The organism is Actinomadura madurae (assembly GCF_047130825.1).
Taxonomy (GTDB): Bacteria; Actinomycetota; Actinomycetes; order Streptosporangiales; family Streptosporangiaceae; genus Spirillospora; species Spirillospora madurae.
In genome coordinates, this window is record NZ_CP083237.1 from 5643449 (window position 1) to 5656244 (window position 12796).

Here is a 12796-nt window from a genome sequence, read left to right on the forward strand (position 1 = left end):
CGCCTACGCCGGCATCGACTACCATCTCCGCGAAACGGCCACCCGCTAACTCATCGAAGGCTGACACCGCCACCGGGCCGCTCAGGTGATGTTCACGCTGAATGCCACCCAAGCGGTGTGTTCGCCAGTGCGGAGGCTCTTGAGGCGAGTGCGGTAGACACCCGACCTGTCATGCCCTGTGCACCGCCAGACCCAGTCCAAGTCGCCGTTCACTGTGACGACTCCCCGGAGCAGCGAGTTTCCCCTGTAAGGACGACCGGCAGGCGTACGGACCTCGACGACATACTCGCCACCAGGGTCGAAACCTTCCGACATCGCGGTGAGCATCTGGCCCTCGCGGCTGCAGGAATCGGCGATACGGAACGCCGGGGCGGTGTCGCGCGCGTTCCAGAGTGCGGCTCCCGCGTTGATCAACCCGCCTGCGATCGATCCGCCAGCGCCGATCAGCGCTGCCACGATCGCCATCCTCCATGCCGCGGTGCCCTGGCCACGCACCCCCTCGAACGCACCGCTCATCCCCACGCCCAGGCCGAACGCACGTTTGCGAGGACGTAGGCGCCGCTGATCCCATGGTTCCTGGGGACCGAGGTCCATGATGACCCTTTCATCCGATGTGTGCCCTGCGTCACGGTTATGACGCAGAGGCTTGAATCGATTCGAATCAAGTCGGGTCGGAGGTTCGCTTCGAAGATCCTTTATTATCGATCTTGGAAGTGCACCACCTGCCGAAAGACGAGGCGTCCAGCACTTGACAGCATGGACCGACCTCTGCTTAGGTCTGAATCGCTACGAATCACAGCGAATCCAGCACCTCAGGGTGCGATGACTCGATTGCGATGAGTAGTGGTGTTAGGGGATTCGATGGAAATCGGCCATGAGCGGACTGGATCCAGTGGTCCGCAGCGGCTCGGAAGGGAACTGCGGCACATCCGGGACCTCGCCGGCCTGACGGGGCGTGAACTGGCCAGGCGGATAGAGATCAGCCAATCCAAGGTGTCCCGGATCGAAGCGGGCACCACCGTGCCGTCCCTGCCTGAAGTGCGGGCGTGGGCCGAGGCTGTGGGCGCCTCCGACGGGGCTCGTGAGCGGGTGCTCGCGCTGACGGAGGCCGCCCACACCGACGTCAGAAGGTGGGGGGCCGAGTTGAAGCATCGGCCGCATCTGCAGAGCGAGATCGGGGAGTTGGAGTGGACCAGCAGGATCACCCGCGTCTTCCAGCCGGCACTCGTGCCCGGCCTTCTCCAGACCGCCGAGTACTCGCGGCTGGTCTTCACGATGTTCGACGCAGTGCCCTACTCGAGGGACAAACTCGCTGAGGCTCTGGCCGCCCGTCTGGACCGGCAACTGCTGCTCTACGACGAAGGCCGGACATTCAAGTTCCTCATTACCGAGGGTGCCCTGCGCTGGTGTCCCGGCACACCGGCCGTGCTGGCCACCCAACTCGACCGCATCAGCAGCCTGAGCACACTGAGCAACGTATCGATCGGGGTGCTGCCCTTCGGCGTCCGGGCCACAGTCCCTTATTCGCACTCGTTCATCATCTACGGGCCACCCGACGACGACGAAAACGACATCGTGAGCATCGAAATGATCCACGCGAACACCTATCTCAAGGGCGAAATGGATGTGGACACCTACCGGAAGCGCTGGGACGGCCTGGAAAGCCTCGCCCTGCAGGAGGACGAGGCACGGCTCTTCCTGAACGGCCTGGGCCGGGAACTCCGAGAGCGGAACGCATGACAACCGCCGAGGCCGGGGCCCGTCCGGGCCCCGGCCAGGAGTGCTCAGATCTGGTCGAAGTCGCCGCGCTTGGCTCCGACCAAGAACGCCGTCCACTCGTTGCGGCTGAAGACGAGACGCGGTCCCTCGGAGTTCTTGGAGTCGCGCATCAGCACATAGCCGTAGTAGTCGGCAACCTCCACACACGACCCGCCGCCCTCGCAGGCCGTCAGGAACTGCTTGCTCCGGTCCTCGATTCCGAACATCGGGGTTTTCCTTCCACTTGTCCCTTCGGCGCCTTCATTGCGCCGCTAAGAACAATTCAGCCAGACGTTCCTGCAGCCTTTATGTAGGGGCTTGGAGGCGATCTGATGGAAGTTGAAGTCAAAGTACTCAATCAGATCAGGGTCACGATAGACGGCACCCCCGTGTCCCTCGGAGAACGTAAGCAGCAACTGATGGCGGGTGCCCTCGCCGTACAGGGCGGCACCGTGAGCAAGGCAACCCTGCTGCGGTTGCTGTGGGAGGCCGGAGGAACACCGGAGGGCGCCGGGCAGCAGCTCTACACCTACGCCAAGAACCTCCGCCAGGCATTCGACCGGGCCTGCCCCGGAGCCCGGGGGCTTCTCGTCACGATGCGAGAGCAGGGCTACCGGTTGAACGTGCCGAGGGAGAACATCGATTATTTTCGCTTCCTCCGTCTCAAAAGCAAGGCCGCAGCCGTGGAGGACGACGACCCTATGGAGGGCGCCCGCCTCGGCAGGCTGGCGCTCAGCGAATGGGGAGCCCATCCCGGTGTCCGCGGCGGCACCCCTTTCGGCGGGTTCGAGAGTCAGCTCGAGAGCCTCGCAGAGACGTGGCGGCAGGAATACCAGTCGGCGCTGCTCACCTGTCTGCGAGCGGAACTCGCCTGCGGTCGGCACGAACAGATCCTTCCCGAGCTGAACCAGCTGGCCGAGAACGGCGACTGCGGGAAGGCGAACCAGGCCATCGCAAGGATGCGCATGCTCGCCTACTACCGCTGCGGTCGCCGGCCTGACGCCGACGCGGTCTACCGGGACCTTTTCAACGAACTGCGAACCCTCGGCAACTCGCCCGACGTGAAGACCCGCGAACTTCAGGAGCAGATCATGAACCAGGACCCCGCGCTCGACCTCCCGAAACGCGCGACACGCCAAGGGACGCAGGACGAAACGGCGCAGCCACCGACGCAGGAAGGTTCGGTGGAGCCCTCCGACGAGGAGCAGGCGACCGCGCAGGCCGGCGCCCTCTTCCACACCCTCATCACAGGCGACAACCCGAGGGTCCAGATGTTCGCCAGCGAGGTGGACTATTACGAGAGGTCCGACGAGTAGTGGACGAGCCACAGCCGCACGAGGAGAAGGCCGAGGAGAGCCGCACGGACCAGCCCTCGGAGCCGGCCTGGGAGCAGTCGCCGCCCGTCGTCGACTTGGATGATGCTGAGGAATCCTCCACGGGGCAGGACCCGGAGGGCTCCACCGAACCGGGTTCCGGCACGAGCGAAGGAGTCGGCGAGCCCGACAGCGCCGATGAGCCTGACGCAGGCGATGACGAGAAACTGGAGGACGCCGACCCGGGCTCATCGTCCGCCACCGACGACCGAGGCGCGCACACCGCGCGGGTCGCGGGTCTGCGGACGCTGATCGAGCTGCCCGGTGACCGCCCGCGGCTCTATCAGGCCGAAAAGATCAACTTTTTCGGCCAGGAGGCGTCCGCGCTGCCGCGGCGCGGCCCCGTCCCCGCCACGTTCCTCCGGCAGCTCAGGGTGACGTTCGCGAAGTCCGACAGCCATGACCAGCTGATCCAGCGGCTCGAACGGTCCCCGCTGCAGTGCTATGTGGGGGCCCCGCGCACGGGCCGGACGACGACAGCGATCGGCACCGCGATGCTCTTCCTGCAGCGGACTGGCCGCCCCTTCGAGGGCAACGTCCACCTCGTCGCATCCGAGCGGGGTGTGGCTGGCATCGGCTCGGAATCGATTCCGAAGGATTGCGCGCTAGTGCTGCCGTTGCCCCCGGACGGCCCCACTCCGGACCTGGCGTCGTTCACATCGATCGAGGCCGAGCTGCGCCTGCGGCAAAGCATTCTGATCATCGTCACCGCCAGCGCGCCCACGGGGCCCGCCGCTCTGCTGGACGGATGGACGGTGGCGCACGAGCCACCGCAACCAGACCAGGTGGTGCGCCGCCACCTCGGAGCTCGGCTGACCGCGGCAAGGACCGAGGAACTGCTCTCCGTCCCCGCGATCTGGGACGAAGTACGGCAGTGCCGTGCGCCCCGGGCCGCCGCGGCGCTGGCCGCCGAGATCCTGGCGGGTGTCGAGGAACAGCTCCCCGACGACAGGCTGATCTCCACGCGGGAGCCGTCCGACCAGCTGAACACAGCGCGCGAGCAGCTCGTCGACAATGAGTTCTGGAAGAAGATGTTCCTCATCACCGCGACCGTGCTCGACGGGCAGACGGCGGGCACGGTCACGCGGGAGGCAGGGCGCCTCGCCAACCTGCACAAGAGCGGTGACGAAGAAGACCGGGGCGATTGGTTCGTCGGCTCCGGCAACGACTGGTCGGAGTCAGTGGAACTGGTGGGCGAGCCGGCCGGTGACGGGCAGGGCCGACTCGTACGGCTCAACCACCCGCGGCTCGCCACGCACCTGCTGCAGGCGATCTGGCAGGACCACCTGGGCGAGCGCGACACCCTCACCGCCTGGCTCCGGCCGCTCGGCGACCATCCTCATTCGGCCGTGCGGGTCCGCACCGCCCAGGCCGCGGCGCAGTTGGCCTGCTACGACTTCGATTTCGTGGTCCGCGAACTGCTCCACGTCTGGGCGATCGACGGCGGGTTCCGCACCCGGCAGACCTGCTCGTGGGCGCTGGAGGCACTGGCGCTCGCCGCCGACGGACGGTTCGCCAAGCGGGTCCGAGGACTGGTGCGCTCCTGGGCCGGCAGCACGAACGTCCAGCTCTTGGCCACCGCAGCGTCCGCCTACGGCACGTTCCTCGGGGCGCAGGACCCGGACGAGGCGCTCCAGCGGCTGCGCCGGATCATCGGGGGCCAAGTGCTGGGCTGGGACGGGCGGCGCATCAAGTCGCTCGACCGGTTCGAGAAGGGGCTCGCCAACATTGTGGAGCAGGCACTTCTGGACGTCTTCACCGTCGGCGCGGAGGAGAAGGTCATCCACGAGTTGGTCAGGTGGACGCGGTCGCCGCGCTGGCGGTGGCGGCGGGCCGCGTCCCGGACGCTGGTCAGCCTTTCCCGCCGCAACGGCCAGACAGCAGGGTGGCCGCTCCTCGCTGAGCTGGCCGCCACCCAGCCGGAGATCCGCGCGGCCGTCGGCTGCCTCTGGCGCAACGCGCTCAGTCCCCGGCACCGCGACGAACGCCCCTGGGACGCGCTGCGCCGATGGGTCGAGCGCGCGGACGATGTCGGCGACCCCGACCTCGGCAAACTGATCGACGAGATCGTCGCTGACATCCGGACCGACGAGGAACTCGCCAAGAGCCTCACATTCCACCAGCGCATCTGGGCTTTCCGCAGTAGCCGCGTCGCCAGTGGCGACGACTGATCACCCCTTTCCCCCTATCAAGGAGCGGCTCCATGGCCGAATCGACACCCGATCCCTCCCGTCCGCGGCGCGGCCGTTTCCGGCGATGGTTCAGCGGGCTGGTACACGGCGCGTTGAGCGACTACTTCGCACATGACACGAGAACTCCAGCGCCGCAGCTGGACGCGACCGACACTGCACGCAACACCAGAATCATCGAGTTCACGACGCCCGCCAAGGGCGACGCGTACGACTTCCGTATCACGGCCGAGCTGTGCTTCTGCGCGACCGGCGCTCTGCCGTGGGAACGTCTCACCGCGAGGATCGACTTCTGGGTGCCGGACCTGACAGCGGAGATCAAGGCCTCGGTCCGTTCCGCCGCCCGGCGTTTTCCACCGTTCCGTCCGGGCGCCGCGGAACCGGTGATCCTCGATGAGGCACAGCAGGCCGTAACGCGGGCTCTGACGGGTCTCCAGGACGTCGACGGCGTGCATGTGGACTGCTCTGTGCGGCTCCGCGTCGACATGGACCCGGAGATCCGGGACCTGCAGCGCACGGCCGTCATCGAACAGGTGAAGTTCAACGCGCGCTACGACCAGAGCGAGTACTCCGCGCAGCGGCTCGGCGAGCTCCGGACCATATGGAGCAAGTTCATCAAGGACGGGTTGCCCATGTGGGAGACCCCGTACGCGATCCTCATGGCTCAGCACCCGAACCAGGTCGCGGCCACCCTCTTCCAGATGCGCAAGGACCGCAGGGACGAGGCCGCCAAGCTTGTCGAGACGGTCGCCCAGGTGGCGGACGGACATGAGCGGATGGACCTGCTGGAGTTCGCGCTCGCCACCGACAGCGCGCTCAGCAAGACCTACGAACTGCTCGGCATCGCGCAGCCGGAAGGCGGCGCCGACTCGTTGTTCTCCTCTTCGGAAGGGGAGGCGGGTTCCTCGTGAAGAAGGCGCTTCCCCTGCTCGCGGTGTTCCTCCTCAGCGGTTGCAGTACGGAGGCTCTGCTGGGCGGCTCAGGGACCAAGGCCACCGATTCCGCCCCGCCCAAAGCCCGGTGCGAGGAAGTACTCACCCAACCGACCGGCGAAACGCCGGCCAAGGACGTCACCGTCTTACTCGCCGACGGCTCGGCTTCGGGCTACGTCAAGAAGGGCAAGGCACGGCAGAACTGGAACGCGCTATTGGCCGCCAAGTTCCCTGACGAGGGCGATGTCCTGATCAGCGCCGGGGTGTTCGGCGGGTCGGTGGACTGGAGGCTCCAGAAGCTGACGCCGGGCAAGAGCACCGACGAAACCCGCACCTCGAACGACATCAAGGACGCTCGCGCCTGTTTCAAGCAGAACCTCGCCGAAGTCTTGGCGGCACCGCCGTCCCGGTCGCAGACCGACGTGCTGCGCGCACTCGCTCAAGGCGCGGACCAGGTACGGCGCTACCCGGGCGACAAGCGGGTGTACATCGCCACTGACGGACTGAGCAATACCGGCTGCGCCGATCTGCGCGCCGCGCCGATCGACGATCTCACCGCGATCGAAGGCATGGTGCGCGGGTGCGCTCCAGAGCTGCCCAAGCTGGACAAGACTTTCCATGTCCGTTTTCTGGGGCTCGGCTATCCGGGGGCGGGGTGGTCCGACGTGAAGACTCCGGACCGTTCCTGGCTCGTCGAACTCTGGCGCAAGCTGTGCGCAGCGACCGGAGCGGACTGCGAGGAACCCGACTCTCAGGCACCGGTCCAAACCGAGGCGGGGGCCGCCACACCACCGGACGACGCCGAGGTGAGGATGCCGCATATCAAGGTCCAGCCGGGCAACCCCGCGATCATGACCATCCCTGCATCCCTGCTCTTCGACGTCGACTCCGCCGAGCTGGCGTCCGGACGGTCCCAGCAGGCCTTGGCGGAGATCTTCAAATACCTCGAGAACGTCCGCTACACAAAAGTCCAGATCGCCGGCTACACCGACTCGACCGGCACCCCCTCCCACAACCGAAAGCTCTCGATAAGTCGTGCCGAGAACGTCCTCCGCGCGCTGGAGACAAGGGGTGTCACCGGCCTCACAGCGCAGGGCCATGGGGAGAAGGACCCCGCCTGCACGCCCGAGTACAAGAACGGGGCCCCCGACCCGATCGCGATGGCCTGTAACAGGCGCGTCGAGATCTCCGTCTACACCTGAGGTTCCTGATATGAGTGATGACCCGCTCTCCCAATGCCCATCAGGCTGTGTGTGCGGTGTCCGCGAACTGGTCGCGCAGGCGCACGAAAACGGTGCGCGCGCCGCCGAGGACGTGGACGCCGCGGAGATGCGCGCGCTGCTGACGGCGGTGCGCAGCGGCTACGAAGACGTCCGCGGCGACCCGAGGCTGCCGCTGCGCCGGGAGGAGGCGAACTCAGCTTGGGCACGCGCGGACCGCGAGCTCGCCGCCATGGAGACCATGCTGGATGAGGGACAGTTGCGCGAGGCCGCGTCCCGCGTCCGGCAGGCCGAGGCGGACGCGGCCCGGGGCGAGCGTCGATCACCCTGGCTGCGCAAAGTGCGCTGGCCCGCGATCGTGGGCATCGGCCTCTTCGACGTCTACTACTTCAACCAGGTCTTTCGTTATCTGACTTCGCAGACGGGAGACGCGGCGACCGCGCCCGGCTGGTTCGTCCACATCTGGGAGCGGACCGCCGCGATCGTCCCCGGAGTGGTTCTTGCGGTCATCATCGCCGCCTCCGGCGAACTCCTGCTCGGGCCTCTGCAAGCGTGGCGCGCGACGGCGGCCAGCAACCAGTTGCCCGCATTCGTCCGCTGGATCATGCGCGCCCTCTGGCGGCTGCTGCCGATCTGCTTCGTCGTGATGCTGCTGCTGGTCGTGGGCGTATGGGCCGGCTTGCGCGCGAAGTACGTGCGACCGCCGTCGGAGGGCTACCCGATCGCCTCGGTCATGTTGTTGATCATAATGTTGTCGCTCGGCGCGATGATGGTGAAGGCCTACTCCTCCGACCCGGCCTCGGAGAGCCTCGCCTCCGCCAGGCGCGAACTGTGGTGGCGTCGCCGCATCTACCTGCGGCGTTCACGCCGGGCCGCAAAGCTGATCAGCGACTACGCCTCCGCCTGGAGCAACCTCCGGACGCTCCGCGACGACCTCATCGGCCTGTTGCGCATCAAGATGCTCTCGGCATGGGAAGGCTTCGTCCTGCGAATCCGCTCGCTGCACCGCATGACGGGCAATGTCACGGCCAACATGCCCAGCGGCTCCGCGAACGGCAACGTGATCGAACCCGAGTTCAGTAACATCCCCCAGCCGCAGATGGAGATGGGTGCGCTCCTGGAGATCTGTCGCCTCCTGGACGAGCGCGACCCCAGCGCACTTCAGGCACGCAAGCGGCTGTTGGACGCCGAGTATGCCCGTCAGCTGACCTCGGTACCGGGCCTGGCGGCGAAGCCCCCGTTGGCCCTGCCACCAGGCCCGTCCTGAGGGCCTATCTCACCGGGGCGAGGTCGGGGGGACATCGGTGAGAGGGTTGCTGAAGTGGCGGAGCATAAGAGGCTGACCCGTTTCGGATAGCGACCAACGAACCAAGCCACCGGAGAGCTGGGCCACCACCGTCAGCTGGTCGAGGGCGGTCAGGGACGGCAGGAGGCTCGGCCGCTGGAAGACGATGCCGACGCGGTCGCGGCGCCGGCGGGTGCGTTCGGCCGGGATGAGGCCGGTCACGTCGCGGCCCGCAAGGGTGACGGTGCTCGAGGTCGGTCAGCGGGTCGACAGAGGTCTTGCGGACGGCGAAGCTGGCGCCCCGTCGATGGATATTGAAGCGGGATGGGGTGGTTGGGCGGGCGTTGGGTGGGGTGGGGGCTGGAGCCGGCCTGGGGTGCATCCCGTAGGGGTACACCCGGTACCGGCTCGACCGGAACCGATCACTACGTTCGCGACATCGCGCTGCAGATCCACCAGTTCGGGCGCCGGGCGGACGGGCGCCCTCTCCTGGAGTTCCTGGAGCCAGCCCGCTCCGCCTTCAGCTCGGTATCTGGTGCTCGTCCAGATGCTCGCCGTGCATCTGGGCGAGAAGCGCCTGCAGGCGTTCGCGTCGGTGGGCGCCGAAGATCTCACGGTCGAAGAACTCGTTCAGCCCCCCATCAGCGGCTTCTCTCGCTCAACCGATTCTTCCCAATGGTTGACAAAAGCAGGTCGAACCGGATTACAACAGGCGAGAGATCGGACGCAGCGACGCTACCCTCCTTTCGGCCGTACGATGCTCGCAAAGAGCTTGGAGGGAAGGTTGAAGATCGGCGCTGCTGACAGCCTGTCGGCGAACGTGGTCATCCCTGACTCGGCTCAGGATCCGATCGAGGTCTATATCGATCACGTCGCCCTGTGCGTAGCCATCGTGGAGCGCAAGGGGGCCAGGTCTCTCGGTTCCGACTGGGACGTACCTGGCGTCTATGTCCTCCTTGACCCTGCCGCTCCGGGTGGAACATGGGGCGGCTACGTGGGCAAGGCTCCCGCAGGCATCAAGTCTCGCCTGTCGACCCACCTCAGCCAGAAGGACCACTGGTCCCGCGCCGTACTCGTCCGCAGGGACACCAAATACGGGTTCCACTCAGCTCAGGTCGGGTGGCTGGAAGGGCGCCTGTACGACCTATTGCATGCGGCGGCAAACGCCCGTCTCCACAATATTCGCCGTCCGGTCGATGAGACGCTGCCGCCGCACGACCGCCAGATGCTCGAGTCCTGCGTCATGCCGTTCGTCCGTGTTCTACGCCTTCTCGGCTACGACCCGACGCCAACTGCGACGTCGGGAAAGAACGAACTGACCGTCCCGGCCGCACGGACATCGACCAGCAAGCCTGCGAGGCGAGTGATCCGAGGAACAGTACAAGATCTTTTAAGGGCCGGCCTGCTTCAAGCGCATGCGAAACTCGTCTTTACCAGCAGGGCTTGACCAGCCGAAGCGACGGTCCTGCCGGATGGCCGCATCGAGTACGGCGGACGATCCTTCAACAGCCCGTCGGGCGCGGCGGACTACGTCACCAGTGGTTCCGTCAACGGGTGGTCCTTCTGGGCAACGGAGACCGAATCCGGCAGAGTCACACTCGGCGCCCTGCGAGCGCGCCTCGATTCGCCCTCCAGAGAGTGAGCGTCGGACTCGTCTTTCTCCCCATCGATGACCTCCTACGAGCGTCTACGCGACGGCAGGCTCCCGTCATGTTGATCCGCCAGCGCATCAGCTCGACGCTCACGCCATAGCGTTCGGCGGCCACGGCCAGCGGAAGATCTCGCCGGTTCGCCATCCGGTGGGGAGTGGGGTGTTGTGCCCGTGTGCGACGGGGTGGGGGTGGCGAGTTCTTGCCATGGGGGGTTGTTTTTGGGGTGGGCACGCTTATAGTCGCCACGGCGATCGGTTTCATGAATTTGGTGCGCTCCGGTGGAGGTCGTATGGCTACGGTGCCATGGGCAATCGAAAGGCGCATGCTGGCGGTGCTCTCGGGTACGGTCACGCGTCTCCAAAAACGCCTGAACCTGTGGTTTCTGGGTACCGCCGGAGGTGATGAGCGCCCGGTGGTATTCGACATCGACGAGACGCTTCCCGAACTGCGTGAGGTCGAGAAGGAATTCGACGCTATCCGGGGCGAGTTCCTGGTCGCCTCCGGGCGGGACGCCGTCATGCCGACCTACCACGAACTCGACCCGCTCCAGCGCGGGATATCCGCGACCACGCCCCACGACTGGCGGATGTTCTACCTGTACTCGATGGGCGAAGTGGCGGAGGAGAACGCGGCGCTGTGCCCCCTAACGATCGCGGCGCTGAGGAAGGTTCCGAACCTGTTCCAGGCGAGCTTCTCCATCCTGGATCCCGGGAAGTCGATTCCCGCGCACAACGGTCCCTACTACGGCTACCTGCGGTACCACCTCGGCATCGAGGTGCCCGACGACGACCCGCCGCAGATCAGGATCCGCGATCACGTGCACACGTGGCGGGCCGGGGAGAGCGTCCTGTTCGACGACAGCTGGAACCACGAAGTGATCAACAACTGCGCGGAACGGCGAGTGGTGCTGATCGTGGACGTGCTGCGGCCGATGCCGAGGAGACAGCACCTCGCGAACCGCTCCTTCGCGTTCGTTCTGCGCTTCTTCTACGGCCGCATGCTGCTGCGGCGCCTGAACGCGGCGGCCGTCCCCGCCGCGTGAACCCGATCCCGCATCGGACATGAGGAGAGACCGTGGAGAAAGCCACCAGCACCCCGTTCCTGATCATTTCCTCCGACACCCATGCCGGGCTGCGGACCGATCAGTACCGGGAGTTCCTTGAGAGCAGGTACCACCCGCAACTGGACCTCTACCTGCAATGGCAGGAGTCGACCGCCGGAATGCGCAAGGAGACGCAGAACGAAGAGTTCGTCCGCGAGTGGTACGAGGAGAACGACGAGGGACTGCGGGCCAGCTGGGACGCCGAGCGCAGGGACCGGGAGCTGGACGGGGACGGCGTCGCGGGTGAGGTGATCTTCCCGGACGCCGATGCCGTGGCCGCGACCACGGCGGTGCCCTTCGGGGCGGGCATCGGCATGTCCGGCGCCGACTACGATCCCGAGCTCGCGCTGGCCGGCGCCCGCGCGCACAACAGGTGGCTGGCCGGGCTGTGCCGGCAGAGCCCGGCCAGACGGCGGGGGGTGATCGTCGCCCCCGTGGTCGGGAACGTCGAGGGCGCGGTGGCCGAGATCCGCCGGGCCCACGCCGACGGCCTCCGCGGCGGCATCATGATCCCCTCCCTCTGGGGGCACGGGAACCGTCCGTACCACGATGCGGAGTACGACCCGGTGTGGGCCGTCTGCGAGGAGCTGGGCCTGCCCGTCCAGACCCACGCCGGCGCCGCCCCCGGCGAGGACCTGGGCATGCACCTGGGCCTGTACGCGACCGAGGTCTCCTGGTGGTCGGCGCGCCCCATGTGGTTCCTTATCTGGACGGGCGTTTTCGAGCGGTTCCCGGGGCTGCGGTTCGGCGCGCAGGAGTGCGGCCTGTGGTGGGTGGCGAACATGCTCTGGCAGATGGACGTGGCCTTCGAGCGCGAGCACGGGACGAAGAAGCTGGCGAGCTTCGGTGCGCACATGAAGCGGCGGCCGAGCGAGTACTTCGACGCCAACTGCTTCGTCGGAGGCTCCACGGCCAAGCGCCGGGAGCTGGCCGACCGTCACCAGATCGGCGTGCGCAACATCCTGTGGGGCAACGACTTCCCGCACCCGGAGGGCTCCTGGCCGCACACCCGGGAGTGGCTCACGCACATGTTCGCCGACGTGCCCGAGGACGACACCCGGGTGATGCTGGGCGAGGCGGCCGTGGAGATGTTCGGCTTCGACCGCGAGGAGCTGATGGCGGTCGCGCGGCGCATCGGGCCGCTCCCCTCGGAACTGGGCCGGGACGAGGCGTCCCGCCCGAGCACGAGCCTGACGACGTCCGGCGTACCCGGCCGCCACTGGCTGGACGGGCCGGACGTGCCGGAGATCAGCAGGTCCGCCTGACCAGACGGGGCGCGCTCCGG

Annotated in this window: 13 protein-coding genes; 10 read left to right on the top strand and 3 right to left on the bottom strand. The window is 67.0% G+C overall.

What is annotated here, in order from left to right; translation table 11 throughout:
- Nucleotides 1-81 precede the first annotated feature (81 nt).
- Nucleotides 82-456 (bottom strand): hypothetical protein, encoded by a 375-nt coding sequence (locus tag K8Z49_RS25465; protein WP_412515398.1) that lies wholly within the window; start codon nucleotides 454-456, stop codon nucleotides 82-84.
- Nucleotides 457-861: 405 nt separating this feature from the next.
- Here K8Z49_RS25465 and K8Z49_RS25470 point away from each other — a divergent pair, with 405 nt between their 5' ends.
- Complete coding sequence (locus tag K8Z49_RS25470; protein ID WP_412515399.1) at nucleotides 862-1740, top strand: helix-turn-helix domain-containing protein; 879 nt, start codon at nucleotides 862-864, stop codon at nucleotides 1738-1740.
- Nucleotides 1741-1784: 44 nt separating this feature from the next.
- Here the strand turns inward: K8Z49_RS25470 and K8Z49_RS25475 are convergent, their stop codons facing one another.
- Nucleotides 1785-1985: a DUF397 domain-containing protein gene (locus tag K8Z49_RS25475; RefSeq protein WP_412515400.1), complete on the bottom strand. Its 201-nt coding sequence runs from the start codon at nucleotides 1983-1985 to the stop codon at nucleotides 1785-1787.
- A gap of 105 nt (nucleotides 1986-2090) precedes the next feature.
- Here K8Z49_RS25475 and K8Z49_RS25480 point away from each other — a divergent pair, with 105 nt between their 5' ends.
- From K8Z49_RS25480 to K8Z49_RS25500, 5 genes are read left to right on the top strand one after another with little or no spacing between them, the layout of a single operon-like run.
- Nucleotides 2091-3074 (top strand): AfsR/SARP family transcriptional regulator, encoded by a 984-nt coding sequence (locus K8Z49_RS25480; protein WP_412515401.1) that lies wholly within the window; start codon nucleotides 2091-2093, stop codon nucleotides 3072-3074.
- Nucleotides 3074-5302, top strand: a complete 2229-nt coding sequence (locus tag K8Z49_RS25485; protein ID WP_412515402.1) for a hypothetical protein — start codon at nucleotides 3074-3076, stop codon at nucleotides 5300-5302. Before K8Z49_RS25480 ends, K8Z49_RS25485 begins: the two co-directional genes overlap by 1 nt.
- Before the next feature lie 32 nt (nucleotides 5303-5334).
- A complete protein-coding gene (locus K8Z49_RS25490; protein ID WP_412515403.1) occupies nucleotides 5335-6231 on the top strand; it encodes a hypothetical protein in 897 nt (298 codons plus the stop codon).
- Complete coding sequence (locus tag K8Z49_RS25495) at nucleotides 6228-7454, top strand: OmpA family protein (protein ID WP_412515404.1); 1227 nt, start codon at nucleotides 6228-6230, stop codon at nucleotides 7452-7454. Before K8Z49_RS25490 ends, K8Z49_RS25495 begins: the two co-directional genes overlap by 4 nt.
- 10 nt (nucleotides 7455-7464) lie before the next feature.
- The gene (locus K8Z49_RS25500; protein WP_412515405.1) at nucleotides 7465-8739 is read left to right on the top strand and encodes a hypothetical protein; all 1275 of its coding nucleotides are present in this window, start codon (nucleotides 7465-7467) and stop codon (nucleotides 8737-8739) included.
- A 9-nt stretch (nucleotides 8740-8748) separates the two neighbouring features.
- On the opposite strand, the gene K8Z49_RS25505 is transcribed toward K8Z49_RS25500, so the two are convergent.
- Nucleotides 8749-8979, bottom strand: a complete 231-nt coding sequence (locus K8Z49_RS25505) for a hypothetical protein (protein ID WP_412515406.1) — start codon at nucleotides 8977-8979, stop codon at nucleotides 8749-8751.
- A 313-nt stretch (nucleotides 8980-9292) separates the two neighbouring features.
- Here K8Z49_RS25505 and K8Z49_RS25510 point away from each other — a divergent pair, with 313 nt between their 5' ends.
- From K8Z49_RS25510 to K8Z49_RS25525, 4 genes are all read left to right on the top strand, one after another.
- Nucleotides 9293-10204, top strand: coding sequence for a hypothetical protein (locus K8Z49_RS25510; RefSeq protein WP_412515407.1), 912 nt, complete (start codon nucleotides 9293-9295; stop codon nucleotides 10202-10204).
- An 18-nt stretch (nucleotides 10205-10222) separates the two neighbouring features.
- Complete coding sequence (locus K8Z49_RS25515; RefSeq protein ID WP_412521161.1) at nucleotides 10223-10399, top strand: DUF4357 domain-containing protein; 177 nt, start codon at nucleotides 10223-10225, stop codon at nucleotides 10397-10399.
- A gap of 422 nt (nucleotides 10400-10821) precedes the next feature.
- On the top strand, nucleotides 10822-11451 hold the full coding sequence (locus K8Z49_RS25520; protein ID WP_412515408.1) for an aspartyl/asparaginyl beta-hydroxylase domain-containing protein: 630 nt from the start codon (nucleotides 10822-10824) through the stop codon (nucleotides 11449-11451).
- A 32-nt stretch (nucleotides 11452-11483) separates the two neighbouring features.
- Nucleotides 11484-12776, top strand: a complete 1293-nt coding sequence (locus K8Z49_RS25525; RefSeq protein ID WP_021591125.1) for an amidohydrolase family protein — start codon at nucleotides 11484-11486, stop codon at nucleotides 12774-12776.
- The last annotated feature ends 20 nt before the right edge of the window (nucleotides 12777-12796 follow it).

Excerpts from the sequence above, each read along its gene's own strand:
- K8Z49_RS25470 (WP_412515399.1), top strand. The coding sequence starts at position 862 with ATGGAAATCGGCCATGAGCGGACTGGATCCAGTGGTCCGCAGCGGCTC.
- K8Z49_RS25475 (WP_412515400.1), bottom strand. The coding sequence starts at position 1,985 with ATGTTCGGAATCGAGGACCGGAGCAAGCAGTTCCTGACGGCCTGCGAG.
- K8Z49_RS25480 (WP_412515401.1), top strand. The coding sequence starts at position 2,091 with ATGGAAGTTGAAGTCAAAGTACTCAATCAGATCAGGGTCACGATAGAC.
- K8Z49_RS25490 (WP_412515403.1), top strand. The coding sequence starts at position 5,335 with ATGGCCGAATCGACACCCGATCCCTCCCGTCCGCGGCGCGGCCGTTTC.
- K8Z49_RS25500 (WP_412515405.1), top strand. The coding sequence starts at position 7,465 with ATGAGTGATGACCCGCTCTCCCAATGCCCATCAGGCTGTGTGTGCGGT.